This is a genomic window from Brucella pecoris, from assembly GCF_006376675.1.
GTDB lineage: Bacteria > Pseudomonadota > Alphaproteobacteria > Rhizobiales > Rhizobiaceae > Brucella > Brucella pecoris.
In genome coordinates, this window is sequence record NZ_VEWK01000002.1 from 330,469 (window position 1) to 356,380 (window position 25,912).

Genomic DNA, 25,912 nt, shown 5'->3' on the forward strand with positions numbered 1-25,912 from the left:
CCCTGATTGATTTTGTTTAAATTGTGTCGTGGAGCATGGAAAGGCGCACGCGGCTTGTCAAGCGCCTCTCCCAACATTGTTTATATCCGCTGCCAAACAGTAACTATATTCAATTATCTGAAATAAATACAGGATATTAAAAATAATATTAAATATAACTCGAAAGGAAAAGCCAACATAAATCAAAACCATAACCACATTTACTAAGTATAATAAAATCCCCGCTAAGAATCGAATTATATCTCCATAAAGTGACTTGAAACCGCGGAATTTGTCGCTATCTTGGTTTTATGGCGTGTGCTGCGTGCGCCCAGGGACGCCCCTGAATACGGAGACTGTTTTTAACCGTTTCTGTCAGGGAGCTGCCATGGCTGGTCGCATTCAAAATACTATACGCAATTTTCTTGATAGTGAGTCGTCTGGCGGCCTGTTGCTCATAGCTTCGGCGATAGCGGCATTGGTGGTGGCCAACTCACAACTTTCCGAAACCTATTTCAGCGCTCTTCATGCTTATCTCGGACCACTGTCCGTCCAGCATTGGGTCAATGATGCGCTGATGGCGATATTCTTCCTGATGGTGGGGCTGGAGATCAAGCGCGAGATGGTTGATGGCCATCTTTCGTCGTGGCCGCGCCGTATTCTGCCTGGCGTAGCGGCTGCGGCAGGCATGGCGGTCCCCGCCCTGGTCTATCTGTCCTTCAATCTCAATAACGGTGCGTCCCATGGCTGGGCTATCCCGGCTGCAACCGATATCGCGTTTGCACTCGGCGTCATTTCCTTGCTGGGGCCGCGGGTTCCGACATCGCTGAAGGTGTTTCTTGCAGCTCTTGCCATCATCGACGACCTCGGCGCGGTGATCATCATCGGGCTATTCTACACAAGCGGCGTTTCACTGATGGACTTGGGTCTGGCTGCGGCCGTCTTTGCGGCCCTGTTGATTTTGAATCTCACCGGCGTGAAGCGGCTGACACCCTATCTGCTATTGGGCCTCGCACTGTGGTTTTTCACGTATCGCTCGGGCGTTCACGCGACGATCGCAGGCGTTCTGCTGGCGCTTACAATTCCGATCAAACGCACGCCCGCGAAGCCAGAGGCAACCATCTCAGAAAGCCCGCTGCATCTGCTTGAGCATAGCCTGATCAAGCCGGTTTCCTTCATCATTGTGCCGATATTCGGCTTTGCCAATGCGGGCGTCAGCTTTTCCGGCCTTGGTATGGATGCTCTCTTTGCGCCTGTGACCATGGGTGTTGCCGCCGGTTTGGCCCTCGGCAAGCTCGTCGGAATTTTCGGTGCGGTATTGTTGCTTGTAAAAACCGGGATCGTTGATTTGCCTGCCGGGGCAAGCTGGACACAGATGCTGGGAACGACACTTCTGTGTGGCATCGGGTTCACTATGAGCCTGTTTATCTCGCTCCTCGCTTTCGACGATGTTCTGCTGCAGAACGAAGCGAAAATCGGGATACTGATCGGCTCGCTGATCGCCGGACTTGCCGGTTTCATCGTCCTGCGCTTTGCCAAACGAGCGGATGGGCGAAACTTCAGCCAATAAGCCGGATACGTACCGCGCCCGAATGTTCGACACTCGGGCGCTATACACACAACTACGAGGCCAGCAACATTCGCTCGCCTGAGCGTTTTTCCGCAATCACGGACATTTCCGACTGGCCGCGGATAGTTGCCTTTATCTGAGTTTCATCCATCAGACTGAATGCCGTAGCCCAGGCATCCGCTCTCGCTGCATCGCGGGCCACGACAGTCAAGCGGTGATAAAGTGCCGCCGAAAACCCTGTCTTTGGATTGAGCAAATGGTTGAAGCGTCCGGATTCCTCGAACTGGAAACCGGTGAAGCTGGATGTTGCGAGTGCCTGATCACGGATATCGATATGTTCTTCGGCAGTAGCGCCCGCTTCCAGATCGGCAATGCCTATGCGCCATGCCGTACCGTCCGGCCTTGAACCAAGCGCGCGATATTCCCCCAAATCGACCAGCGCATGTTTCACCCCCTCCCTTTGCAACAATACCGTCACGCGGTCGGTAACGTAGCCTTGCGCAATACCGTTTAATGTCAGAGCCATTGACGGCTTGGAGAACGCAACGCGGTTCTCATCAAATAAAACGTGGTCGAACCCTACCTTTGCAAGCGCCTCGTCCCAAAGCAGCCGCGACGGTCCGTCGGGAGAAGGATTCTCTTGCGAAAAGTGCTTCTTCAGGCAGTTCCAAAGAGGCTGAACCGTCGGATCGAAAAGGCCGCCACTTGCTTTCCAGCATTCATGGCAGATGCGCAGGACCTCGACCAGATCAGGCGAAGGCGATGCCAGCGCCCCGTCACGATTAAGTTTGGCCAGCTCTGAATCTGCGCGATAAAGGCTGAAGATGTTCTCCAGCCTTTCTGCCTCTTGAGCAGCTTCACGTAGCAACCGTTCGGCAATCGAACGATCAGGATGATAAAGTATGATCTTGGCAGGTGCTCCCATCGCCTGACCGCGCCAGAAGGTCGGTTCGGGAAGGCCGAGCGAAGCTGCCTGTTTCGGAATAGCGCAGAGCATTACGCCAGCCGCACCTCCTGCGAGCACAAGCCTGCGACTGACACGCTGTCTGCCGTCAATGGGCATGGCTTTCGGCTCCAAGATCGGTGGTCCGTACGGACTGGTCGCCGAGAATGTAATCCTCCGGCATTTCAACGAAAGTACTGATACGCCCGCCCTTTTCCGCAACGAACTTCTCCGCTGCTTCCCGTGTCGAAAACGGTACGGCCTCCTGTGCCCCCATTCCGCCAACTGCAGCGCTTTCGATCACGAAAAAAGCCTTGCGCGCATCGACCCAGTTTTCAGCTCCCGGCTCTTCCCAACTTGGCGCTTTCGCCATGTCCGAAACGTAGATCGCTGCGATCCCCTTCGGCTCCTCGGGCAGCATCGTGAAAGCGAGCGTATCGCGAGCGGAAGAGAACCATACCGCCTCGTTTGCCGGTTCGAGAATGATCTGGCCCTTGGGGCCTGGGTGTTCCAGAACATTCATCCCGCAATAGCGGCCCATGGCGCTTTCCGTCAGCGCGAAAGGCGCCATGACCGCATCTTTCTTTTCGTCCGGAGAACATCCGGCAAGCAGAACCAGAAACAGGGGAGTAAGAAACAGAGCGCGTTTCATAATTCTTTCCTCGAGAAAACCAGCATCGCAAGGGACAGCGGCAGCATGACCCAGAGACCGAGCGCCAGTGTCAGGGCTGGAGCAGACAGCGTGGCATTACCAGCTATGCCGCCCATGCCGGTCAGAGTACCGGCCTGCCCCAGACCGAAATTGAGAAGCCGGTAGGAATCGGCAGGGTTGAGAAGAAGCAGGCCGTTGAGCATGCCACCGCCCACGATGCGGCCCTGATCGAAAACCAGCAGGGCAAGAAGCGCTGCGTCATAGATCAGCACGAAGAACAGCCAGACGCCGATGGCGATACCTGCTGCCGTGCTCCGTTCCCGCACCAGCGTGCTTGCTAGGAAACCGATGGCGATAAACACCGCTCCCAGCAGGATCGACGAGACAATGAGTTTCGATAACGACAACCAGCTTCCCGCATCCACGCCAGAGCCGGTCACGATCAGCGCCACAGCCGCCGCGCCGTATCCGAACAATGTCGCGAAGGCGAGAATGGCAAGCTGACCGATAAACTTCCCGAAAACCAACTGGACCCGGCTTATCGGGTAACTCAGAAGCAGAAGCATCGTGCCGCGTTCCATTTCACCGACGACAGCGTCATGCGAAATGAGAAGTGCAATGAGAGGAATGAGGAAGATGGTCAGGCTGGAGAGGCTGACAATCACAACGTCCAGCTTGCTTGCGGCAACCGAACTGCCCGTGGGTGCGCTGCCGAGAAAAGTCATGCTTAAAGCCAGTGCCGCAAGCAGCAATGTGGTTGCCAGAACCCAGCGATTGCGCAAGCCTTCCTGTATTTCCTTGGAAGCGATGATGAGAATATTGTTCATTCCGCTGCCTCCGCGCGAGCCGCTTCTCCGGCATTGAGAAAATGGGCGTAAAGCTCGTCAAGCGTCGGCGGAACGAGATCAAGCTCCGTGAGATTGTCGTTCATGGCCACAATATCGCGGACAAGCGCCATCTTGCCTTCCACCGGAGCTTCCGTTTCGAAGATATCCGGGCCGAGACGATGCCAGCACAACGCAGCATTCGCGGTTGTCGAAGGCAGCCGGGAGACGTCTGGCGTCTGCACGCGTATACGAAGTGGTAGTTGTGAAATCTGGCGCAACGCATCAATGGAGCCATCGGCAATGATCTTGCCCTTGTTCGCGATGATGACGCGCCCGACTTTGGTTTCCAGCTCGGTCAAGGCATGGGACGACATGAGGATTGTCGTGCCTTTGCTCCGCAACTCTTCAAGAACTTCATAGAAGCTCTGACGCAAGGCGGGGTCGAGACCGGTCGTCGGTTCATCGAGCAGTAGAACTGATGGTTGCCCGAGCAATGCCTGAGCAAGCCCCAGTCGTTGGCGCATCCCTTTCGAATAAGTGCCAACCCGCCTGTTCGCGGCATGGGCAAGGCCGACGCGCTCCAGTAGTTCTGCATTTTGGGCAACCGGCATTCTCTTGAGCCGCGCATAGAAGCCGAGCGTTTCCGCTCCCGTCAGTGCCAGATTGAAGGAGACGTGTTCAGGCAGATAGCCAAGCCGCAATCTGGCGGCAAAAGCACCCGTCGCCGGGTCCTCGCCCAGCACGCGAACTGCGCCCTTGGTCGGACGGATCAGCCCGAGCATGAGCTTTATCATCGTGGTTTTGCCGGCACCGTTATGGCCGACCAGCGCAATGCTTTCTCCGGCGTGAAGGCTGAAACTTGCCTCGCTGATGGCGTTGAAACCGCCATAGGACTTTGTGACCTGATCAAGAATGACAGTCTCAGTCATTTGGTTTTCCTTTCGCCGCATCGGCCGGATACGGCGGCTTCATAAGGGGATGGCTGTCGACAACACCGCCCGGCAGAAGTGCCGGGAACTGGGTCTGTGCCCAGCGGATTGTCTCGATTGCCGGACTGTTGATGAGAATTTTTGCCTGTGGCGCGGTCCACAAAACCTTGTCGATCAAATCATTGGGCCGATAAGGGCTGTCTGCGATACCGTCGCCGTTCAGATCGAAGGCCGGATTGTCGCTCCAGTAATTGCCGCGTCCATTGACCGACCAGTCGAGGTTGCGCGTGCCGACATATTTCACCTGATTGCGGTTGTGGATGAAGGCGTTGCCGCTCATGGCGTTGCCCTCGGAACCGGCAGTGAAGTGAATACCTATGCTGCAGTTCTCGAAACTGTTCCCGGTGAACTTGTTCTTGTTGGCGTTATAGATGAAGACGCATTTTTCGGGACCGAGCCGCGCGGTCTCGCCCGCCAGCGCCTCGGTTTTGTCTTCTGTTGGCAGACCGTGCTCAGCCTTCTGGACACCGGCATCCAGCCAGCGATCTATCGGCTGCATACGTCCGATCACGCGATTGCCGGAAATGACCGAGCTGTTTGCATAATTGAGCAACAAGCCATGATCCCGGTCGCCGTCGGACACATTATCCAGCACCTTGAGACGGTTGGTGTACATAATCGCGAAACCGACTGAATTGTTGCGCGAAACATTGCCGATGACCTGGCTGTCATCCGTGTACATGTAATGGACGGCGAACCGGACATCCTCCATAACATTGTTGCGGAAGATGTTCTTGCGGCTGGCATTGGTATAAATGCCGTCGCGCCCGTAGCGAATGACGTTGCCGACAACCTGCGCGCCAGGCGCATTCCAGACGGAAACGCCACTGCCGGTCTGTGCCATACGCACGCCTCGACGGCCAATGATCTCATTACCGCTTGCGATGGAATTTGCAGCACCGTGCAGATAAATTCCATAGAGATTATCGATAAGGCGATTGTCCTCGACGCGTGCGCCCGTAGCGGTTTTGGCTACGAAAATGCCGGAATTGAGGTCCGGCATGTTATCGCCCGAACCGCGCACTTCCAGTCCGCGCACGATAGCATCCGGCGCGTTGACCGTTATGGCATTGCCTGAGCCCAATCCGTCCAGAACAGCACCGGACTCTCCAATCAGTTCAATGGCGCGATCGATCGTAACCGCGCCATTGTGTTTGCCTTTCAGAAGCCGGACGACATCGCCCGGCTCCGCTTTGTCGATAGCCGCCTGTACGCCTTCGCCTGCCACGACATCAATCTGCCGTGCCTGCAAACCGTCGCAAAAAACGACGGTAAGCAGCATTGCGGCGCTCAAGGACTGAAACCGGCGGGGGAACATCATGGCAGTCAGGCCTTCTTCGGTTCCACGAGCATCCGACCCTTCATTTCCATGTGCATGGCGTGGCAGAACCACGAGCAGTAATACCACCACACACCTGGCTTGCTGGCCGTGAAGGTGACGGACGCCGTTGCCTGCGGCGCAATCTCCATGTTGACGCCGTAGTTGATGATGGCGAAGCCGTGAGTAAGGTCTTCGATTTCATCGATATTGGTGACATACACCGTCACCTCATCGCCCTGCTGGACGGTGAACTCGGTGAGACCGAAGGCTGGCGCGGCGGACGTCATGTAAACGCGTACCTTGTTGCCATCCCGGATCACCTCATTGGCGTCCATCAGGTCGAGGCCATCGGCTTTCGCCTGAGTGACAGCATCCGCAAAGAATGGGTCCTCGCGGCTCCAGAAATTGACGGGATTGATCTTCGAGCGATGAACGATCGTTGCATCGTGCGGTTCGGCAAAACTTGGCCCGTCATGGACAATCGCCATCTTCTCACCGGAAATGTCGATGAGCTGGTCATTTTCGGGTTTGAGCGGCCCGACATTGAGATAGCGGTCCTTGGAGAACTTGTTGAGCGAGATCAGCCACTGACCATCGGCGTCCTTGGTCTGACCCATGGACGTGTGATTGTGGCCAGGCTGATAATGTACATCGAGTTTCTGCCGGATCGGATCGACTTTCTCGCCCTTGAAGGCGCGCTTGGCATCCTCAATGTTCCATTTGCAGATTTGGCTGTCGATGAAGAGCGTCGTATAGGCGTTGCCCTTGCCGTCGTAAGCCGTATGCAATGGCCCAAGTCCGAGTTCCGGTTCCGCAACCACCGCATCGCGGGGCTGGATCTTGTCGTCGAAAAGCTCGTCGAACTTGCGGACGTCGAACACCGTAACGGTCGGCGACAATTTGCCGTTGGCGACCACATGGATACCGTCTGGCGCGGTGTTGATGCCATGCGGGCTGTTCGGCACAGGAATGTAACGGGTATATTTGGAACCATGGCGTCCATCGATAACCGGAACGCCGTTGATTTCCTTGAAATCACCCTTGGCAACGGCCTCTTCGATACGCTTCAGATTGAAGATGACGATCCAATCCTGCTCACTCGACATCATTTCGGCGAGGGTCGTGCCTTCCTCCGAATTGTAGCAGGTGGCAAAAGCATATTTGCCCTGATAATCGCAATCCACGTTGTCGAGATTGCCGTCGACCATGATCTGCCAGGCAACCTTCATGGTCTCGCCGTCAACGGCCGTGAAGATTGCATGATATTGTTTGGTATCGTTAAGATTGCTGCCGTCATTCGGGATCGGCGCGCGATCTTCACCATTGCAGAAAACATATCCGGTTTTCGGATATTTCTGGACACGCAAACCGTGCACCGTGTGCTGGTTTGGCAACTGAATGATTTTGTCGCATTTCATCACATCAAGACGAATGCGGCAGACACGCGTATTGGCCTTGTCGTTGGCATAGAGATAACGCCCGTCATAGGTACCATCCGTGAAGGACGGATGCGGATGGTGCAAGTCGCCGTTGAGGAATATGCCGCCACGATCTTTCAGGAACTCTTGATCCTGCGGCAGAAGGCCTTCGGTCAGCACCTTCAGGCTTTCGTTTGTCTGGCCCCAGCCGGTCGCGCTATCGCGATTGAACACGGGAATGCGCATCAGTTCGCGCATCGACGGCAGGCCGACAATACGGACTTCACCGCACTGCCCGCTGGAAAAGAAGACGTAATATTCGTCCAGTTCTCCGGGCTTCACCTCTGCACTATGGCCAGTCCCACCGGCAGCAGCCATTGCTGGTTCGGTTGAACCTGCAAACAGCGCCCCACCAAGACCGCTTGCACCGGCGGCGGCCACAAAGGCCGACGTACCGAGCAGTTGTCTTCGACTGAGCTGCGTTTTCTTGGTTTCTTCAGACATGCTTCTCTCCTTTAGAAAAGTCAGGCAGCGGGACCGGTATCGGCAGCGCCTTCAACCGGTTTTCCTTTGACTGAGATGACGGGTCTGGCCGGTCCACCGCCACGTTCGGCAGCCGCAGCAAGGGGGGCATTGCGGGCTGCGAATTTTTCGCGCTTCACACGCACCTGGATCATGTGCGGGCAGCGTTGGTCGTCGTGATAGAGTTCCTGACAATGCATGCAGTAGATGCATTCATTGACATTGATCTGGCCCTCGGGATGGATCGCCTCAACCGGGCACTCCTTGGCGCATCGATGGCAAGGCGAGCCACATTCCGGCCAACGCTTCAGCCATTCGAACATGCGGATGCGTCCGGGAATGGCGAGTGCAGCACCGAGCGGGCACAGATAGCGGCAATAGAAGCGCTCTATGAACAGGCCGATGCTCAAAAGTGTCAGGGCATAGATAACGAACGGCCACTCACGAGCGAATTTGAGAATGATCGAAGTCTTGAACGGTTCGACCTCGGCGAAAACTTCAGCCAGCGCCACCGAGTAGAGCGACAAACCAAACAGGCCGAGGAAGATTATATATTTGAGCGGCCAGAGGCGTTCGTGCAGTCCCCATGGCAACTTGACTTGCGGTACCTTCAGCCATTGGGCAAGATTGTTGGTAAGCTCCTGCAAGGCGCCAAACGGGCACAACCAGCCGCAGAACGGTCCGCGGCCCCAGAACAACAGTCCTGCTGCCACCGACGCCCACAAAATGAAGATCAGCGGAGATGTCAGGAAGAACTCCCAGTTGAAGCCGGTGATCAGGGAGTTGATGAAGGTCAGGACGTTGACGACCGACAATTGCGCATTGTTGTAGAAGCCTAGCCAGACGAGAATGAACAGAAGATAGCTACGCCGCAGCCATGTGAAGAAGCGCGGATGCCTGACCAGACTGTTCTGGAAGAAGAAGATGCCGACGAGAACCGTGATGGCGAAAGCAGTGATGATCACATTGACACGATTCATCTCCCACATCCGGACCCAGAGCGGATTGCCCTCACCCAGAATATCGGCGGCATTTGCTTCGCCGACCGGTTGCGGCTGACGCGGCGCATCGGCAGTCGGTGCGGATTGCGCTGGAGCAGGTTCCGGCAGCTTCGCCAGATATTTTTCCGGCAAATTGTAACCAAGATCATAGCTGATATTGGCTTTGTCCCGCGCCCCGAAGCCACGCTGCACCAAAAGCTGCAGATCCCACGGTTCCGTCACATCGAAGGCAAACCCGTCCGGCACCTGGAACAGGGCAATCTCGCGCAGGCGCGGCGCACCGTCAGCCATGATGTCGCCGATACGGGTATGGTTCTTGTCGCGGAAGCGTACGCCCTGCCCGTCCTGCATCAATTCGATGCGGTCAAAGATGCCACCGCGCACATAACCGGACCCCTTGAAGGAATAGGCTCCGTCGCCCGCGACCAGGATCGCCTGATGCCCCGGCTTCAGCCGCTTTTGCAGGCGCTCGAAGCCATCCTTGCCAAGCAGACTGATGCCGATCGTCGGCACGGAAACCGGCGCAACGTAAAGCTCGATGAACTCATCTTCGGGATTGGCTGTTTCGGGATTTTCGGCGGCGCGATCATGCTTCGCGTCACGGAATGCCTGTGTGACATCGCCAACCGACAGTTTCAGGCTGCGAACCGAGCCGTCGCCGATCAGCGTCTGCCAGTCCTGTTCATCACGGAGCTGTAAATCGACGGCGCGCTGCACATTGGCTGCGACAGCCTGCACAGGACTATTACCCAGACGCCCGCTGCGGATAAGTCCAACGGCCGAGCGAACGACGCTATCTCCCATGACGAGCACCGTGACAGTGGCGCCGCTGACAATTTCCACCTGCGGAGGCTTGCTCTGGCCAGCGGCAACAGCGCTCATGTCGCTGTCGACCAGCGAGTTCAGCGCTGCCACAACCTTGGCTTCGGGAATGCCGATCAATACGATCGGCTCTTTGTGGTCGACCAGTTTTATGCCGCGTATGACACCTTTGGTATCAATGCCGACGACGATATGGATCGGCTTGCCGGAATAACCGATGGAACTGGTGAAATCTGAATTCAGATAAGCATAACCGACCACTTCGCCACGCTTCATGAGTGGCGCGATTGGCGGCTCACCTTGTGGCGCGCCTATAGCGTCGGCGTCTTTGAAAAGCGCACTTGCCTCAACCTTGGGAAGGTATTTTTCCAGATCAGCGGCGGATGCCGTGGTCTGCCAGCAAAGACCCAGAACCATCGCTGCCAGTGCGATGGTTCTGATAATTTCGAACAAAAAGGAGAATGGCTGGCTGACGCTTGGAAAACTCTGCTCCTGAAATCGATAACTCGGAGCAACCACACGGCTCAATAATGCTATTTTCACGTCCAACCTGCGCCTGCTCAGCGAATAATTGCGAGCATATCTTTCGGTTGGAAATTAGCGGATCAGACACAGAGTTCATTGATTTGAAACAAATACAAGAAGAAATCATCCCAAATTATCAACGCCCATCAATCAAGCGCCGCAGCTTTCTATCCGCGCTGCGCATTGTGCGTTTCGTCAGACGGCCTCCAGATTCTATAACGGATTTCGAGGCCATCTTTCGCATAGATGACAATCGGAAGCCGACTGTTGTAGCGGAGCATGAAATTCTCGCCCCGAACCGGCACGAATGCAGTCCGCTTGCTATCCGGTGGACAAGCCATCAACGTGCCTGACATACGGTCGCTGGCCGTGAGAGTGAAATAATCGAACCCCCAGCCCTCAATGGTGCTCGGGGTTAAACTTCCGCCGAACCAACTGATATTGCAGTCCACGGTGGTGTTGCGGCCTGCAATAATTTCAACTTTGGCATCCTGTTCTTTCTCAAGCGGCGGTAGATGGATGACATAACGATAGGAGCCGGCAGGCGCTGCCGGGAAAGCAGCGAGATTCTTTTCCGATTCGGTCTTGTCCTGAGCGCTCGCGCCATAGGGAATGCCGAAGCTCGCGGCGACCAGCGCCATCTGTAAGAAATGCCTGACTTTCATGTTCATACTTTCATCTGTTGCAGGTTTGGTAGCGCCTATTCGGCCAGACCGCCGGTTCCGGTCGCAGTTGCGCTATCAAATAAGAGGAAGACGATTGGCATGCCCGGCTCGCATGTGGCATCCGTTCGCCTCGCACCAACCCTCCCTCCCACGGGCGCAGAATATTCGGCTACGACCTCGCCGAATGTATTTCTCTGAGTAGCCACTTTCTGCCCGGCCTGCACCTCTTCATTCAGTTCAACGTGAAGTTCTACGAAGCCGCCATGCGTCGTAATAACCGGGGCAGCTCCATCGGCAATGAAGACACCGGAGTCCTTACCGGTTCTTCCTAATTCGCCCTCTATGATCTTGTGATGCTTGAGAACGTTCATCGTGCCTTCGACGAAGAGAGCAATCTTCGCGTAATCAAAAATGCGCGGCTGGCCTATTTCCGGCGTAAAGGCCGGGATACCAGCGTCGATCAGCGCGTTTGGGAGAAGGCCGTGTTCGCCGAAATTGTCGAAAATCTGATCGATGGGATAAAGTTCAGCCATCGCCCGCACTTCCGGCTGATCCATTCGTGCCAGATGGAATGCAGTCATATCCATACCGGTAGCCGCAGTATGAAAATCGATCGCGTAATCGAGATTGGGGCGCAACAAGCGATTGAACACCAGCCCGGCATGTCGCGCTGCCGCTTCCGGCGCGTTCTCGTTCCCCGGAAACAGCCGGTTGATATCAACGAGGTCTACCCCTCGTCCTGAACTGGGCCATCGCCTTGCCATCGCCTCAAGCGCAGGGCGCGACACATCAAAAACGGCCATCACAGAACCGGACATTTTTTGCGGGTCGAGCTGGTTCACGATTGTCTGCAATGTGTGCACCGGGCTCATTTCGTCACCGTGCACACCACTGATCAATCCAAGCCGTTTGCCTGGGGATTTGCCTTTCATCACCGTGACCGAGACATGCCAATACTGGCCCGTCGGCATCCGCACGCCCCGGAAATAAAAATTGTGCCTCTTGCCCGCTTCCAGATCGGAAATATCGAGGGAGGAGATCACCGGCTTACCGTCGATGACATCGCCGGTATACACCGTCCCCGAGACTTTGTTGCCGGGCTCTGGTTTTGAATCGGCTGTTTGAGCCTGCGCCGGCCCTGTTGCAAGCGCTGCGGAACCGGCCGTAGCAATCGACGCAAGCATGAAATCGCGCCGGTCAATGCTCTGTGATTTTGTCTCGGTCATTACGGTTCCCAGCATCAGATAATGGATCGAAGGCCAAGTGGCCCTTACTCCTGCACAGTTTCAGAAGCTGCGTCCTTTTTCTCCTCTGCTCGTCTGCCCAGACGTTCGGTCATGCGCTGAATGACGAAATAGAGACCAGGTGTGAGAAGCAACCCAATCGTAGTGGCGGCAACCATCCCGCCGAAAATCGTCACACCGACGGCTTGACGAGCACCGGCACCCGCACCGGAAGACAGAATAAGAGGAAGGATGCCAAGGATGAAGGAAACAGCCGTCATCATGACCGCCCGGAAACGCTGCTCGGCTCCGGTTCGGGCCGCCTCTGCAGCCGTCAGACCGCTCTCGCGTTTTTCCTTGGCGAACTCAACGATAAGGATGGCATTTTTTGCCGCCAGCCCGATCAGCAACACCATCGCGATCTGAACGTAGAGGCTGTTCTGCAGTCCAAAGAATGTGAGAGCAGCAACTGCCCCCAGCAGCGCGGCACCAAGCGACAGGATAACGACCGCCGGCAAGGCCCAGCTCTCATATTGGGCAACAAGGAAGAGATAGGCAAAGAGGAAAGCAAGCGCAAAGACGATTGCCTCCTGACCGCTGCTTCTGCTTTCCTGGAAAGACAGTCCCGACCATTCATACCCATAGCCATCCGGGAGAGCTTCCGAAGCGACCTGCTCCATGGCCGCCATGCCCTGGCCACTACTGGCGCCCGGAGCCGGAACCGCATTGACCTGCGCCGAAACCGAGAGATTGTACCGGGTTATCACAAACGGTGCCAATACCGTTGTTAGAGAGACCACGCTACGCAATGGGACCATGGTTCCATTGCGGTTCCTGACGTGGAGTTTGAGGATATCTTCGCTATGCGCACGGAAATCGGAATCGGCCTGAAGATTGACCTGAAACACGCGACCGTTCAGCGTGAAATCATTGACATAACGCGAACCGAAATTCGCGCCGATAGCCGCATAAACATCCGAAACACTGAGGCCAAGGGCTTCGGCACGGGAACGGTCGACGTCGACATAGATCTGCGGCACATTCGCATTGAACGTCGTCGCAGCTCCGCCGATCTCCGGTCGCCGATTGAAGTAACCGAGCATGGCGCTCGTCACCTGCGCTATTTCCTGCGGGGGCTGTCCCTGCAAGGCTTGCAACCGGAAATCAAGACCGCCGACCGCACCGATGCCAGCAATTGCGGGTGGAGCGAAAACCGAGACATTTGCGCCCGGCACCTGCGAGAACTGCGCGCGCAAGGTGCTGATGATATTATTGAGTTGCAGCGCCTCCGTCTCGCGATCTTCCCAAGGTGTAAGTGCAGCAACAGCCATGGCGCCGTTGGGCGTACTGGTTGACTGCAGGATGCTGAACCCGGCAACAGTTATGACGTCCTGAACGCCCTTGGTCTCACTAAGCACCTTCCGCACATTCTCAACGATCAGGTTCGTACGGTCGAGCGACGCGGCGCTTGGCAGTTGTATATCGACAAAGAGCGCTCCCTGATCCTCGTCGGGCAGGAAAGTCGCAGGAAGATTGACGAAGACAAGATAGGCCGCCGCAAAACAAGCGATGATGCCAGCAACCGGTACTATCCAGTACTTCACAAGAAATCCGACGATCTTGCCGTAGCCTTCGCGGGTTTTCTCCATGAAACTTGAAAACCAGGCCAGAGGGCCGCGCCGGTAGCCACCCTGGCCGCGCTTCAGCAAAAGCGCTGCAAGTGCGGGACTGAGCGTCAGAGCGACGAATGAAGAGAGGATTAGAGCCGACGAAATCGTGACTGCGAATTGTCGATAGAGCTGCCCGGCGATGCCTTCCAGAAAAGCCGTGGGCGTGACCACCGCCAGCAGAACGAGAGTTGTTGAAATGATTGGCCCGGTGATCTGTTGCATCGCCTTGCGCGTGGCTTCAACGACCGTGATATCAGGCGTGTCATCAAGCACATGCTTGACGTTTTCCACGACCAGAATTGCGTCGTCCACGACAAGTCCGATGGCGAGCACCAGAGCCAGCAGGGAAATCATGTTCAGCGAGTAGCCAACAGCCAGCAGCACCGCCACCGCGCCCAGCATCGAGGCTGGAATGGCGAGCGCTGAAATAAGCGTTGCCCGCCAGTCCTGGAGAAAGATGAATGTGACGGCAAGCACGATGACGAAAGCTTCGAACAATGTTCGCGCCGTCAGTTGAAGACTGGCCTCCACGAACCGTGTCGCATCATAGACGACGTGATATTGTAGTCCCGCAGGAAATCTGGACGACAGGCGCTCAAGTTCAGCCTGCACTGCAGTTGCGGTCTGGATCGCATTGGCATCGGGCGACTGGTTGATCTGCAGCATCGCCGATTCATGACCGGCAAAACTTGCTCTCGATGCATAGTTGCGCGCGCCAAGTTCCAGACGAGCGATGTCGCGCAGAAACACTTTTGCACCGTCTGTTCCGGTGCGGATGACGATGCCTCCAAATTCATCGGTGTCACGAAGCCGCCCCTGAGCCACCAGCGTATATTGAAGTTCAGTGCCTACCCGCATGGGAGGCGCGCCTGCCTGGCCAAGCGTCGCCTGGATATTCTGACGCTGGATCGCGGCCGAAACCTCGTCGACGGTTATGCCCAGCGCATCCATTCTTTGCGGATTGAGCCAGACACGCATCGAATATTCAGATGCACCAACAACGCTCGCCTCGCCGACGCCAGGTACGCGCGAAATTGCATCGACAATCGTCGTGGTCGTAAAATTGGTAATCTCAAGCGCGTTCAGGCTGTCGTCCGGCGAATAGAATGCAATTCCCAACACAAAATCGGGCGAACGGGAACGGACCGACACACCCTGCTGCGCCACAGCGGCGGGCAACCGGGAAATCGCCAGTTGCGCCCGATTCTGGACGTTGACCTGCGCAAGTTCAGGATCGGTGCCAACTTCGAAGGTGACGGATAGCGAATACTGCCCGGCATTGGAACTCGTGGATGACATATACATCATGCCATCGACGCCGTTGATTGCAGTTTCCAGCGGACCGCCGACAACGTCGGCAATCACCTCAGCACTCGCACCGGGATAGAACGCCGATACATTTACTGTTGGCGGTGTAATCTGCGGATATTGCTGGATTGGCAATGAAAAGATCGCAATCGCACCGGCGATGGAGATAATGATCGAGATGACGATGGCGAGACGAGTTCGCCGTATAAAGATTTCAGATATCATTGCCCCACCCCTGCACTGCCGGGGATCGGATCGCGCGGAGATACGGCCTGGCCGTCGGCGATTCTCTGCAAGCCCTCGATGACGATTGTTTCGCCAGCCTTGAGGCCATCGGTCACCGGCCAGTCATTGCCGACACGCGAACCCGTCGTGATTGGACGCCGGGAGACCGTATTGCCTTCGTTGAGAACATAGACATATTTTCCCTGACGGTCCTGCAGCACTGAGGACATGGGAATGACCGGCAACTCGCCGACCGTTTCATCAAGCAGATTGACGGCAACGATCTGGCCCGGAACCAGAATATGGTTGGGATTGGGGAAGAGCGCGCGCACCGCCACAGTGCCGGTCTGCGCACTTACTTCATTGTCGATGAACTGGATGTTCCCGCGTTCGCCATATTGTGTGCCATTGGCCAGCATCAGGGTCAGCTTGAAGCTCTCGGGATTGACAGTCCCCCCTCCGGCCTCCTTCTGACGAATACCAATCAGAGCGCGGTCAGTGATAGAGAATACCACCCGTACAGGATCGAGCTGGACGATCCGCGCAAGCGGTCCCGCACTCGGACCGACGAGATTGCCGACTGTGAAAAGCGAGCGACCTATCGTCCCGTTAATCGGCGATCTGACCTGCGTATAGGAGAGATTGAGCCTGGCATTGTTGAGCGCGGCCTCCGCATTCTGGACGTCTGCCGTGGCGATATCGAAAGCAGCCTGCGCTTCGTCAAGAGAAGCTTGCGAAGCAGTATTGCGATTGGCGAGAGTCCGCGTCCGCGACAGTGATTGCCGTGCTGCGTTCTGGGCGGCTTCGGCGCGTGCCACCTGTGCTTCGGCGGACATGACCGCCGCCCGCATCTGATCCGGTTCGATTTCAAAGAGGAGATCGCCTGCCTTGACCGCAGCTCCCTGTTCGAAGGTCTTTTCCTTCAGGAAGCCTGTAATCCGTGCCTGAATATCGACGGCTTCAATCGCCTCGACCTGCCCGTTAAAACGTGTAGGTGCAGTCGACGGCGCCATTTCCACTTTCCGCACGATCACAGGGGGTGCCGCGCCGGCTGGAGCCTGCTGGGCCAAGCCTGGCTGCAAAAGCAAGGACGAAAGCATCAATACAAGAGCAGCATTCACAAAACCACGAACGAGAGTCTTCTTCAATTGCGCGTCCTCCCTCCGGTCGGGCATCGACCGATCACTCACGCATTTCGGGTACTCAGGGCTATTCCGATATAGGCGACACCAGCGATCAGCAGCGCGATTCCTGCGATTGATCCTGATGGCAAGTCATAGGTAAAAAGGGGCCATTTCAACACCAGAGCCAAGCTGGCGGTCCAGGCGATCAGGCCGGAAAGAGTAAACCACCACCAGCCGCTTGCCGGTCTGATTTTCCAGGACAGCGCGAGCTGAAGAAAACCATGGACAAACACCACGATGGCAATCAATAGAGTGATGGCGAGCGCACCTTTCAACGGGTTCAGATAGATCATGATCCCGCCAACAAGCTCCACGGCCCCGGATAATTCCTGCCAGACGAAGCCTGCCCAACTCTTGACCCAAAGCGACTGAATTATCTTGACGACCCCAATAGCCACGAGCACAAGGCCAAACATCGTGCTGGCTGCAAACTCTGAGAATACCGGCAAGAACAGGCAGAGTACTCCGCCCGCTATCAGAAAAACGCCGAGCCCGAGAAAACCTTTCCATTTCCTCTCTTCGACAGTCTTGCGTTCCAGTCGCTGCAGTTGCTGAACGTCCATTGTGGACCCTTCAATGTTAAAAGGGCTGCGTTACTGCGATTAAGCAAGATGAGCATGTTTCGATATAATAGTACAGCCTGCAGGCTATAAAATTAGTGGGCTATCGACCAATCACCATCTTCAAGTTTCAACCAACTCGTAGAAGTGATCCCAGAGCGCAGACTCAGTTGCGCCACCAACCCTTCGACCATTCGATCATCTTCCTTGCCGGCGAAGAGCGTCGCCTCGATCTCGACTTCGTCGCTTCCTTCTATGTGATGGCTTCGGATCGCCTGGAAGCGGAGTTTCTTCAAATCGAGCGTCTGGATCAGCACCGCTCTCACAGAAATTTCGCTTTCCGCAAGACATCGGAACTTCACGAGATAGAACTGCTCGGTTTCGGGTTCGACAAAGGAGTAACGGTTCACAAGCACCGCAATTCTTGGTAGGGAAATGTTCAGACAGACTATGAAAAACGCCGTTTCAACAGCGAGAATCCACAATCCGTAACCAGTCAGGACGCCTACCGCTCCAGTACTCCAGACTGTGGCAGCGGTACTCAGTCCCTTTATACTCGCGCCATCTTTGATAATCAGCCCGGCGCCGAGAAAACCTATCCCCGTAACGACCTGCGAGCCCATTCTAAGATCGCCTTCAAGGCCAAGAGCGTGGGGCAGCGAAGCGTAAGCTGCGGCACCCAGCGCCACAAGGCCATGCGTAGCAAGGCCGGAATGACGTTGTTTTATCTGACGTTCAAGACCGATTGTGGAACCAAGCAGAAGAGCCAGGCCGAGATTGACCATGATGGATTGCATTGCAACGATCTCCGGCATGCTGGTCCTTTTTACTTATCAAACGGCCCAGAAAACAATTGCCGGGATAACAAAATGATGAAAAAGCCGAGTGGATTTTTACCCCGCGTTACATAAGGATAACGACAGGTCAAACCGCTGAATTGAACAGATTGCAGTATAGACACCCTTTCTGGGACTTAGGAAGTCTTCTCATCTAAACGACGTCATATTTTATTATAGTGCTTGAAATGTTTCATCTAAAGTAGTTTCATCGACAAATTCCGGACGCATTCTTTCCAACATCGACTGAGGGGTCAGATAGCATGGGGTTGCTTGGAATACTGCTCGGACTAGCTCTGCTCATGTGGTTTGCCTATCGCGGCTGGAGTGTGCTTCTGCTTTCTCCTGTCGCCGCATTGCTCGCTGCGCTTATTTCCGGCGAGCCTCTTCTGGCAAACTGGACATCAACTTTCATGGGCGGAACGGCAAGTTTCGTCGCCCGATGGTTTCCACTTTTTCTACTCGGTGGCATTTTTGGCAAGTTGATGGATGACAGTGGTTCCATCACCGCTATTGCGCGATACCTGACCGAGAGACTGGGCGTAAAACGCACAATGCTTTCCGTCGTGTTGGCATCGGCAGTCGTCACCTATGGTGGGGTCAGCGTATTTGTTGCCTTCTTCGTTCTTGTGCCGATGGCACGTGAGATGTTCAAGGCGGCCAACATACCTGCGCGACTGATGCCGGCTGCGATCGGGCTCGGTGCCTTCACCTTCACTATGTCTGCAATGCCGGGCACACCCTCAACGAACAATGCCATTCCGATGCCCTATTTCGAAACCACCACCTTTGCAGCGCCGGGACTGGGGATCATCGCATCCATCATTACGCTGGCTTTCGGCATGTGGTGGCTGCAGCGGGCCGAAGCCAAGGCGCGTGCTGCCGGAGAAAACTATGTGGACGATACTGACGATCTCGAGATTACTGAGAAAGTCAGAGAACAATCCACGCTATCGGGCGACTTCGATCCGGCCGAATTCGAACACGGCGCACGCGCCGAAAATCAGCCGCCGTTCTTCTTTGCCGTTCTGCCTCTGCTTGTCGTCATCGTCGTCAACTTCCTGATGGCGCTCATCATCCTGCCCCGTATCGATTTCTCGTTTCTGGAACAGGAGCCCTGGGGGATCGATGTCGGCTCATCCATTGGCTTGTGGGCGGTTCTCATTGCGCTGGCGACGGCCATTCTGACATTGATAGCGGTGAATTTCGGGCGACTGCGGGCAATTCGAGAAAGCCTCGACGCCGGGGCAAACTCCTCGGTCCTGCCGATCCTCACCATAGCAAGCCTTGTCGGTTTTGGTGCTGTCGTGGCCGCCATGCCTGCCTTTGCGGTGGTTCGTGATGCGGTGCTTGAAGTGCCGGGCGGGCCGCTTGTTTCGCTGGTTGTCGCCATGAACGCGCTGGCAGCCCTCACCGGAACTGCATCCGGCGGCATGGCCATCGCGCTCAATGCGCTTGGCGAGGAATATATGCGGCTGGCGATCCAGTACGGGATCAATCCCGAACTGATGCACCGTTTGACAGTCATTAGTGCCGGAACGCTGGATGCTCTGCCGCACAACGGTACGGTGCTTCTACTCCTCCAGATCAGCAAGCAGACCCATGCATCGAGCTATTTTGACATGGTCATGACCGTAATCGTCGGTGTGATCATATCGCTCGTGGCGGTTTTCGTGCTGGGATCAATGTTTGGCTCCTTCTGAGTGTAACCATTATTGTTGAAAGGAAGCGAAAATGAAAAGGACACTTATTCTTGCCGCCGCCCTGTTTTCAGTGATGGCAAGCCCTGCATTCGCGCATCTCAACCCCGCAGAACATGGTTCGTTTGCTGCAGGGTTCTCCCATCCCCTGTCTGGTGCCGACCACATCCTTGCTATGGTTGCTGTTGGCCTTTGGGCGTCGATGCTTGGCGGGCGTGCGCTCGTCGCCGTTCCGGTTAGCTTTGTGGGCGTGATGCTCCTCGGATTCGTGGCAGCACTCAGCGGGGTGTCACTTCCCTATGTCGAACCGGTCATCCTCGCATCCGTGATTGTGCTTGGCCTCTTCGTCGCCATGGCGTTCCACGCATCGACCCTGACCGCCGCGCTTATCGTCGGCTTCTTCGCCTTCTTCCATGGCTATGCTCATGGTGGTGAGATCGGTAGCGCCGCGTTTCTTTCCTACGGTGCCGGTTTTGCGCTTGCGACGGCATTGCTCCACACTGCTGGCATCGGTGTAGGCCTTGCCGCAGGCCATATGCTGAAGGGGCGTACCGGGCAAATCGTGATGCGGATGGCTGGTGGCTTTGCTGCCCTCAGCGGTCTCTATCTCATGGCTGGGTGATGTGAGCATCATTTTGCTGGATCATTCAACGAGACATCCCCAGGCTGATACTGAAAATAATGGGTCGGAACCGGAGTTGCATATGCAATCTCCGGCACTGCCCATGTTGCATCTCATGCGGCTTGTCAGCCCCAGCCAACCCGTTGGCGCATTTTCCTATTCGCGCGGACTGGAATGGGCCGTCCACGCGAGTATCGTTACAAACGAGGAAAGCTGCGCCGATTGGGTACTCGGCCTTCTGGAACACAGTTACGCTGCACTTGACGGAGCAATTTTCTGGCGGATGATTTCGGCGCTGATGCGAAACGATCAAGCTGAATTCTACCGCCTGAACGACTGGCTTGCAGCAAGTCGCGAAAGTAGTGAGCTCGAACTGGAAGATCGCCGCATGGGCGAATCCTTGCTCACATTGCTGTCGGAGCTTGGTGTTGAGCGAGCACGAAACTTCGCATCGGAACAACGTGCCACCTATCCGGCAGCCTTTGCGATCGCAGCACGTAACTGGGATGTCGCGCCCGTTGATGCACTGCGCGGCCTCATGTGGAGCGTGGTTGAAAGTCAGATCATGGCAGCAATCCGTCTCGTCCCGCTCGGGCATACGGCAGGACAGAGGATACTCATCGCCGGAGCAGCGAAGATTGAACGGGCTGTCGAAAAGGCTCGTACGCTGAATGACGACGAAATCGGCAACACCGCTCCCGCAATGGCCATGGCGAGCGCCTGGCACGAGACACAATACAGCCGACTATTCCGGTCGTGAGTGAAGCGTTTCCTGATATCGCCTGAGATTTTCTTCCGCAGACGTCGCTTCGGCCGGAGCCACGGGCACCAGCGCCTTGAAAGCATATTGTCCGATCAGCATGACCCAGGTGACCAGCACGAATGTCGAGGTCAGAACCGGCATACCAATCGGTTTCAGGAATATGGCGACCGAAGCCCATAGCCATGTGGCCACGACGGCACCAAAGATGGCGTAAAGGAAACTGCTCCAGCTAAAAACAAGGAAGAAGCCGCCAAGGGCAATTGCAGTTAATGCCGCGTTATAACCGAACAGTCCGTCGCGAATGGCCCCTTCCGGACCTCCGAATACGGCGGCAACCACGGCCCCCGTTACCGCTCCCAGGAGTCCCATCAGTGCGCTTATCCGGGAATGGATCGCGATACCGGCAAGGATGATGTAACCGGTGATCCAGTTATCCTGAAAGAATATCTGACCGATGGCCGTGCCGATCCCCATATACCAGGTCGGAAGAACATAAGGGACCGCATAGGAAAACTGTTCTGGCGAAACCGGTTTTGCCATCGGACCGGCATCTATGGCGTCGAACTTGAGAATTGCGAACAGAAAGAGCCAGCCGACCAGCACGAATGGCATTGTCAAAGGCGCAACCTTGTTTGGCCCCAGAAGCGCAGCGATACTGGCGAAGGCCATGGTTGAAAAAGCTGCGCCGAAAATGAGATAGACCGTCATAGCCGGCGACGGCACGGCACCGCTGCGAAAATCTGCACTGGTGAATGCGATCAGCGCAAGGGCGACCAAGGCCCCATTGAACCCGAACAAACCATCCCGGATAAGCCCCCTGTCAGCCTTGAGGATGATTGCCGTCAGCGTGCTGGCGACAACGCCAAGCACGCAGATGACGGCATAAATCCAGGAATTGACCAAAATGGCGAACAAAATGACCAGCCCCGACAGAGGGTTGTTCTGGAACACCACCTGCCCGATACCGCGCAGCGTCCAGTCGACAAACCCCAGAGAAGGATGATCCTGCAAGGCATTGAGCTGCATGGATTTATTCCCCTTCTTTCGCAATCCTGACTAGAACAGAAAATAGCGCTGTGCCATCGGCAGAATGTCGGCCGGCTCGCAGGTGATCAGTTCGCCATCTACCCGCACCTGATAGCTCTGCGGATCGACCTCCAGCTTGGGTGTAAGCCCGTTATGGATCATGTCCTTCTTGCGGATCGTCCGGATGCCCTTCACGGCAACCAGTTGCTTGCTGAGTTTCAGCTTCTCGCCGATGCCGTCATCCAGTGCTGCTTTCGAAACGAAGGTGACGCCAGTGGAACCAAGCGCCCGCCCCAATACTCCATACATTGGCCGGTAATGAACCGGCTGGGGCGTCGAGATCGAAGCGTTCGGGTCGCCCATTGGTGCAATCGCAATCATGCCGCCGATCATCACGAGGCTCGGCTTCACGCCGAAAAATTCCGGCTTCCACAACACCAGATCGGCCCGTTTTCCGACTTCGATTGAGCCGATCTCATGGGCAAACCCGTGGGTGATGGCGGGATTGATCGTGTATTTGGCAACATAACGCTTGGCGCGGAAATTGTCGTTCCGGCTGCTATCCTGGCTCAGCGGACCGCGCTGTACCTTCATCTTATGGGCAGTTTGCCAGCAGCGTAGCGTCGTCTCACCGATGCGGCCCATCGCCTGAGAATCCGACGACATCATCGAAAACACGCCGAGATCGTGGAGAATGTCTTCGGCGGCAATGGTTTCGCGCCGGATACGGGATTCCGCGAATGCCACATCTTCGGGGATTTTCGGGCTGAGATGGTGACAGACCATCAGCATATCGAGATGTTCATCGACTGTGTTGATGGTGTATGGACGGGTCGGATTGGTTGAGGACGGCAGGATATTTTCTTCGCCTGCCGCCGTAATGATATCGGGCGCATGACCGCCGCCAGCACCTTCCGTATGGAAACTGTGGATGGTCCTGCCCTTCATGGCAGCGAATGTATCTTTGACGAACCCGCTTTCGTTCAGCGTATCCGTATGGATGGCCACCTGAATATCTTCTTCGTCGGCGACGTTCAGACAATTGTCGATGGCCGCTGGTGTGGTACCCCAGTCCTCGTGCAGCTTCAGACCGACAGCGCCAGCTCTGATCTGCTCACGAAGGGGTTCGGGCATGCTTGCATTGCCTTTGCCCAACAATCCCACATTGATCGGAAGCGCTTCCACAGCCTCCAGCATACGATGGATCGCCCATGGCCCCGGCGTCACCGTGGTTGCGAGCGTGCCAACCGTTGGTCCCGTTCCGCCGCCGACCAAAGTTGTTGTGCCGCTGGCGAGAGCTTCTTCGGCCTGCTGAGGCGCAATGAAGTGAATATGCGTATCGATGCCGCCGGCAGTGAGAATTTTGCCCTCACCGGCGATTACATCAGTCGCAGGTCCAACGACAATATTGACGCCGGGCTGAATATCGGGATTACCAGCCTTGCCGATCCCCGAGATACGGCCATCCTTGATGCCGACATCGGCTTTGATGATACCCCAATAGTCAAGAATGATGACATTGGTGATGACCAGATCGGCTGTTTCGGCAGAGGGACGCTGTCCCTGCCCCATCCCGTCGCGGATGACCTTGCCACCGCCAAAGGTTACTTCCTCGCCGTAGATGCAGTGATCTTCCTCGACCTCGATGATGAGCTCTGTATCTGCCAGACGCAGACGGTCACCCTTTGTCGGGCCATAAAGATCAGCATATGCCTGACGCGTAATCGTCCCCATCTGTCCCTCCTAAAGCTTCCCGTTGATTTTTGCATTGAAGCCGTAGACTTCCCGGTCACCATCCAGTGCAACCAGTTCGACTTCGCGATCCTGCCCCGGCTCGAAACGCACCGCAGTCCCGGCCGGAATATTGAGCCGGAAACCACGCGTTTTTTCCCGATCGAAGACAAGCGCCTCATTCGTTTCATAGAAGTGATAATGCGACCCAACCTGGATCGGCCTGTCGCCCGTGTTCTCAACGGCGATGGTGCGGGTTTCGCGACCGTTATTGAGGTCGATCGACCCGTCTTCGATGAAATATTCACCCGGTATCATGATCGTCTCCTGAAGCGCATCCCGAAAGGTGTGAAACGGCTTTCGGAACAAGATGCGCGCAAAACAAAAAGCCAGAGTGTTTCCCCAGTGTGTCTCCAATGATTCAGGAAACGCCCTACGGAATGGGATTGTGGACGGTCACCAGTTTGGTGCCGTCCGGAAACGTGGCTTCCACCTGGATGTCGTGGATCATCTCAGGCACGCCCTCCATCACTTCATCACGCGTGAGAAGGGTCGCTCCGTAGGACATGAGTTCCGCAACAGTCTTACCGTCCCGGGCTCCCTCCAGAATTTCGGCAGAGATATAGGCCACAACTTCCGGGTAGTTGAGTTTCAGCCCCCGGGCCTTGCGTCGCTCTGCCACCAATGCTGCGGTGAAAATCAGAAGTTTGTCCTTCTCACGTGGCAATAGTTCCATTTGTAGACCCTCTCCAAAGTCGATTATGTTGCCCAGATGCGCGGTGCGGCCGCCGGTTTCCCTAGTCCGGCTTCGCGCAGAACTTCCCAGGCTTTGCGAAACAGCGTCTTGGCTTCAGACATCCGCCCGCCGAGATAGCGACAGACAATCACCCGTTCGAGCCGCGACACAGAGAACAGGTTGCTGGCTGATTCACCCAGCGTTTCGCGAATAAGGTGAACCGCGTTCTCGTCCGCCGGTCCGGCATAAACCATCGTCGCGACAATCGGTTTGGCGCGGAACGCAAAGGCGGCATTCATCGCCGGATCAGCACCATGAAGGCGAAACTGTTCAAACCAGATCGGCTTTCCGTCCCTGAATATTTCGATCCGTTGGCGGACTTCCCCCGTGTCGAAGTTTTCCTGACAGGCAGGCCGGCCAAGGCAAATAATGTCCCAACCCAGATAGACCGCATCTCCGCTCAGGGAGACATGGGTGCTAATGGAGGCCCTGGCGCCGTCAAAAACGATTGTTTCCTGCGGGAGATATTCGCATACGCCGCCCTCACCCACTTCTATCCTTGTCGTCTGCGTACTTTGGCCCCGCTGACTGCGATAGAATTTGGTCGCGCCCGGCGTTGTGAGAACGGCTCTGGCGCTGCGACCTAAAAAACAAGAAATATCAAGGACATCGTCGCCAGCGACACCGCCCGGCGGATGAAGAAGATAGACATGAGCGCTGCCATCCTTCTCAGGATAGAAGGGTTGTTGGACCGCAAGCGGCCCCACGTGACGCCGCCGCATGAGCCGCGTCGCTTCACGATTATGCTCGAACCGCAGTTCAAGCTCGGCATGCCAACCCGTGCTCATCAATGATTGCCACCTTTGAGTTGCCGAAAATTTCGATACGCTATCGATGTCGAACAATAAAACCAAGGCAGATCGTAATATTTCGGCAGAATAACCCGACAGATCAATAACGACAAGTTCAATTAGAGACTTGATTGATGCACTATCAACTTGCTTCAACGACGAGCCTTATAGAAGCGTGGTCCGGCTTATCATCAACCAGGATAAAACATTCACTCCTCGGACAATCGACGGACCGGAGCCCTT

22 protein-coding genes are annotated in these 25,912 nt (G+C 55.8%); 4 read left to right on the plus strand and 18 right to left on the minus strand.

Annotated features, from left to right (window positions below; all coding sequences use genetic code 11):
- The first annotated feature begins 367 nt into the window (after nt 1-367).
- On the plus strand, nt 368-1,549 hold the full coding sequence (gene nhaA, locus FIB18_RS04920; RefSeq protein ID WP_140019691.1) for a Na+/H+ antiporter NhaA: 1,182 nt from the start codon (nt 368-370) through the stop codon (nt 1,547-1,549).
- Between the two features lie 52 nt (nt 1,550-1,601).
- On the opposite strand, the gene FIB18_RS04925 is transcribed toward nhaA, so the two are convergent.
- The 13 genes from FIB18_RS04925 to FIB18_RS04985 form a co-directional block, all read right to left on the minus strand.
- Nucleotides 1,602-2,612 (minus strand): FAD:protein FMN transferase, encoded by a 1,011-nt coding sequence (locus FIB18_RS04925; RefSeq protein ID WP_140019692.1) that lies wholly within the window; start codon nt 2,610-2,612, stop codon nt 1,602-1,604.
- The gene (locus FIB18_RS04930; RefSeq protein WP_140019693.1) at nt 2,602-3,144 is read right to left on the minus strand and encodes a nitrous oxide reductase accessory protein NosL; all 543 of its coding nucleotides are present in this window, start codon (nt 3,142-3,144) and stop codon (nt 2,602-2,604) included. Before FIB18_RS04930 ends, FIB18_RS04925 begins: the two co-directional genes overlap by 11 nt.
- A complete protein-coding gene (locus FIB18_RS04935) occupies nt 3,141-3,971 on the minus strand; it encodes an ABC transporter permease subunit (protein WP_140019694.1) in 831 nt (276 codons plus the stop codon). The genes FIB18_RS04930 and FIB18_RS04935 overlap by 4 nt, the downstream gene beginning before the upstream one ends.
- The gene (locus tag FIB18_RS04940) at nt 3,968-4,900 is read right to left on the minus strand and encodes an ABC transporter ATP-binding protein (RefSeq protein ID WP_140019695.1); all 933 of its coding nucleotides are present in this window, start codon (nt 4,898-4,900) and stop codon (nt 3,968-3,970) included. Before FIB18_RS04940 ends, FIB18_RS04935 begins: the two co-directional genes overlap by 4 nt.
- Nucleotides 4,893-6,281 carry a nitrous oxide reductase family maturation protein NosD gene (locus FIB18_RS04945; protein WP_140019942.1) on the minus strand — a complete coding sequence of 463 codons (1,389 nt, stop codon included), beginning with the start codon at nt 6,279-6,281 and terminating at the stop codon, nt 4,893-4,895. The genes FIB18_RS04940 and FIB18_RS04945 overlap by 8 nt, the downstream gene beginning before the upstream one ends.
- Nucleotides 6,282-6,286: 5 nt before the next feature.
- Nucleotides 6,287-8,203 (minus strand): TAT-dependent nitrous-oxide reductase, encoded by a 1,917-nt coding sequence (nosZ, locus tag FIB18_RS04950; protein WP_140019696.1) that lies wholly within the window; start codon nt 8,201-8,203, stop codon nt 6,287-6,289.
- Between the two features lie 20 nt (nt 8,204-8,223).
- A complete protein-coding gene (locus tag FIB18_RS04955) occupies nt 8,224-10,461 on the minus strand; it encodes a regulatory protein NosR (RefSeq protein WP_140019943.1) in 2,238 nt (745 codons plus the stop codon).
- 275 nt (nt 10,462-10,736) lie between these two features.
- On the minus strand, nt 10,737-11,240 hold the full coding sequence (gene eco, locus FIB18_RS04960; RefSeq protein ID WP_140019697.1) for a serine protease inhibitor ecotin: 504 nt from the start codon (nt 11,238-11,240) through the stop codon (nt 10,737-10,739).
- A gap of 29 nt (nt 11,241-11,269) precedes the next feature.
- Nucleotides 11,270-12,460 (minus strand): succinylglutamate desuccinylase/aspartoacylase family protein, encoded by a 1,191-nt coding sequence (locus tag FIB18_RS04965; protein WP_140019698.1) that lies wholly within the window; start codon nt 12,458-12,460, stop codon nt 11,270-11,272.
- A gap of 44 nt (nt 12,461-12,504) precedes the next feature.
- Nucleotides 12,505-15,660 (minus strand): efflux RND transporter permease subunit, encoded by a 3,156-nt coding sequence (locus tag FIB18_RS04970; protein WP_140019699.1) that lies wholly within the window; start codon nt 15,658-15,660, stop codon nt 12,505-12,507.
- Nucleotides 15,657-16,808: an efflux RND transporter periplasmic adaptor subunit gene (locus FIB18_RS04975; RefSeq protein WP_140019700.1), complete on the minus strand. Its 1,152-nt coding sequence runs from the start codon at nt 16,806-16,808 to the stop codon at nt 15,657-15,659. The genes FIB18_RS04970 and FIB18_RS04975 overlap by 4 nt, the downstream gene beginning before the upstream one ends.
- A gap of 38 nt (nt 16,809-16,846) precedes the next feature.
- Complete coding sequence (locus FIB18_RS04980) at nt 16,847-17,407, minus strand: HdeD family acid-resistance protein (protein WP_140019701.1); 561 nt, start codon at nt 17,405-17,407, stop codon at nt 16,847-16,849.
- A 92-nt stretch (nt 17,408-17,499) separates the two neighbouring features.
- Nucleotides 17,500-18,219 carry an MgtC/SapB family protein gene (locus FIB18_RS04985; protein WP_140019702.1) on the minus strand — a complete coding sequence of 240 codons (720 nt, stop codon included), beginning with the start codon at nt 18,217-18,219 and terminating at the stop codon, nt 17,500-17,502.
- A gap of 284 nt (nt 18,220-18,503) precedes the next feature.
- Between FIB18_RS04985 and FIB18_RS04990 the strand changes: the two genes are divergently transcribed.
- The 3 genes from FIB18_RS04990 (at nt 18,504) to FIB18_RS05000 (ending at nt 21,322) form a co-directional block, all read left to right on the plus strand.
- Nucleotides 18,504-19,943: a GntP family permease gene (locus tag FIB18_RS04990; protein WP_140019703.1), complete on the plus strand. Its 1,440-nt coding sequence runs from the start codon at nt 18,504-18,506 to the stop codon at nt 19,941-19,943.
- A 31-nt stretch (nt 19,944-19,974) separates the two neighbouring features.
- Entirely contained in the window at nt 19,975-20,562 is a 588-nt protein-coding gene (locus tag FIB18_RS04995) for a HupE/UreJ family protein (protein ID WP_140019704.1), read from the plus strand.
- 82 nt (nt 20,563-20,644) lie between these two features.
- Nucleotides 20,645-21,322 (plus strand): urease accessory protein UreF, encoded by a 678-nt coding sequence (locus FIB18_RS05000; protein ID WP_210296024.1) that lies wholly within the window; start codon nt 20,645-20,647, stop codon nt 21,320-21,322.
- Here FIB18_RS05000 and FIB18_RS05005 read toward each other — a convergent pair.
- From FIB18_RS05005 to FIB18_RS05025, 5 genes are all read right to left on the minus strand, one after another.
- Nucleotides 21,308-22,351: an urea transporter gene (locus tag FIB18_RS05005; RefSeq protein WP_140019706.1), complete on the minus strand. Its 1,044-nt coding sequence runs from the start codon at nt 22,349-22,351 to the stop codon at nt 21,308-21,310. The genes FIB18_RS05000 and FIB18_RS05005 overlap by 15 nt on opposite strands.
- A gap of 30 nt (nt 22,352-22,381) precedes the next feature.
- Entirely contained in the window at nt 22,382-24,085 is a 1,704-nt protein-coding gene (gene ureC, locus FIB18_RS05010; RefSeq protein ID WP_140019707.1) for an urease subunit alpha, read from the minus strand.
- Between the two features lie 9 nt (nt 24,086-24,094).
- Nucleotides 24,095-24,400 carry an urease subunit beta gene (locus FIB18_RS05015; protein ID WP_105541606.1) on the minus strand — a complete coding sequence of 102 codons (306 nt, stop codon included), beginning with the start codon at nt 24,398-24,400 and terminating at the stop codon, nt 24,095-24,097.
- Nucleotides 24,401-24,515: 115 nt separating this feature from the next.
- Nucleotides 24,516-24,818, minus strand: a complete 303-nt coding sequence (gene ureA / locus FIB18_RS05020) for an urease subunit gamma (protein ID WP_021584970.1) — start codon at nt 24,816-24,818, stop codon at nt 24,516-24,518.
- Between the two features lie 23 nt (nt 24,819-24,841).
- On the minus strand, nt 24,842-25,666 hold the full coding sequence (locus FIB18_RS05025) for an urease accessory protein UreD (protein ID WP_140019944.1): 825 nt from the start codon (nt 25,664-25,666) through the stop codon (nt 24,842-24,844).
- Nucleotides 25,667-25,912 lie beyond the last annotated feature (246 nt).

Excerpts from the sequence above, each read along its gene's own strand:
- FIB18_RS04980 (WP_140019701.1), bottom strand. The coding sequence starts at position 17,407 with ATGGACGTTCAGCAACTGCAGCGACTGGAACGCAAGACTGTCGAAGAG.
- eco (WP_140019697.1), bottom strand. The coding sequence starts at position 11,240 with ATGAACATGAAAGTCAGGCATTTCTTACAGATGGCGCTGGTCGCCGCG.
- ureC (WP_140019707.1), bottom strand. The coding sequence starts at position 24,085 with ATGGGGACGATTACGCGTCAGGCATATGCTGATCTTTATGGCCCGACA.
- FIB18_RS05000 (WP_210296024.1), top strand. The coding sequence starts at position 20,645 with ATGCAATCTCCGGCACTGCCCATGTTGCATCTCATGCGGCTTGTCAGC.
- FIB18_RS04940 (WP_140019695.1), bottom strand. The coding sequence starts at position 4,900 with ATGACTGAGACTGTCATTCTTGATCAGGTCACAAAGTCCTATGGCGGT.
- nosZ (WP_140019696.1), bottom strand. The coding sequence starts at position 8,203 with ATGTCTGAAGAAACCAAGAAAACGCAGCTCAGTCGAAGACAACTGCTC.
- FIB18_RS04945 (WP_140019942.1), bottom strand. The coding sequence starts at position 6,281 with ATGATGTTCCCCCGCCGGTTTCAGTCCTTGAGCGCCGCAATGCTGCTT.
- FIB18_RS04935 (WP_140019694.1), bottom strand. The coding sequence starts at position 3,971 with ATGAACAATATTCTCATCATCGCTTCCAAGGAAATACAGGAAGGCTTG.
- FIB18_RS04985 (WP_140019702.1), bottom strand. The coding sequence starts at position 18,219 with ATGCCGGAGATCGTTGCAATGCAATCCATCATGGTCAATCTCGGCCTG.
- FIB18_RS04990 (WP_140019703.1), top strand. The coding sequence starts at position 18,504 with ATGGGGTTGCTTGGAATACTGCTCGGACTAGCTCTGCTCATGTGGTTT.
- FIB18_RS04995 (WP_140019704.1), top strand. The coding sequence starts at position 19,975 with ATGAAAAGGACACTTATTCTTGCCGCCGCCCTGTTTTCAGTGATGGCA.
- FIB18_RS04955 (WP_140019943.1), bottom strand. The coding sequence starts at position 10,461 with ATGGTTCTGGGTCTTTGCTGGCAGACCACGGCATCCGCCGCTGATCTG.
- FIB18_RS05025 (WP_140019944.1), bottom strand. The coding sequence starts at position 25,666 with ATGAGCACGGGTTGGCATGCCGAGCTTGAACTGCGGTTCGAGCATAAT.
- FIB18_RS05005 (WP_140019706.1), bottom strand. The coding sequence starts at position 22,351 with ATGCAGCTCAATGCCTTGCAGGATCATCCTTCTCTGGGGTTTGTCGAC.
- FIB18_RS05015 (WP_105541606.1), bottom strand. The coding sequence starts at position 24,400 with ATGATACCGGGTGAATATTTCATCGAAGACGGGTCGATCGACCTCAAT.
- FIB18_RS04930 (WP_140019693.1), bottom strand. The coding sequence starts at position 3,144 with ATGAAACGCGCTCTGTTTCTTACTCCCCTGTTTCTGGTTCTGCTTGCC.
- FIB18_RS04925 (WP_140019692.1), bottom strand. The coding sequence starts at position 2,612 with ATGCCCATTGACGGCAGACAGCGTGTCAGTCGCAGGCTTGTGCTCGCA.
- nhaA (WP_140019691.1), top strand. The coding sequence starts at position 368 with ATGGCTGGTCGCATTCAAAATACTATACGCAATTTTCTTGATAGTGAG.
- FIB18_RS04965 (WP_140019698.1), bottom strand. The coding sequence starts at position 12,460 with ATGACCGAGACAAAATCACAGAGCATTGACCGGCGCGATTTCATGCTT.
- FIB18_RS04970 (WP_140019699.1), bottom strand. The coding sequence starts at position 15,660 with ATGATATCTGAAATCTTTATACGGCGAACTCGTCTCGCCATCGTCATC.
- ureA (WP_021584970.1), bottom strand. The coding sequence starts at position 24,818 with ATGGAACTATTGCCACGTGAGAAGGACAAACTTCTGATTTTCACCGCA.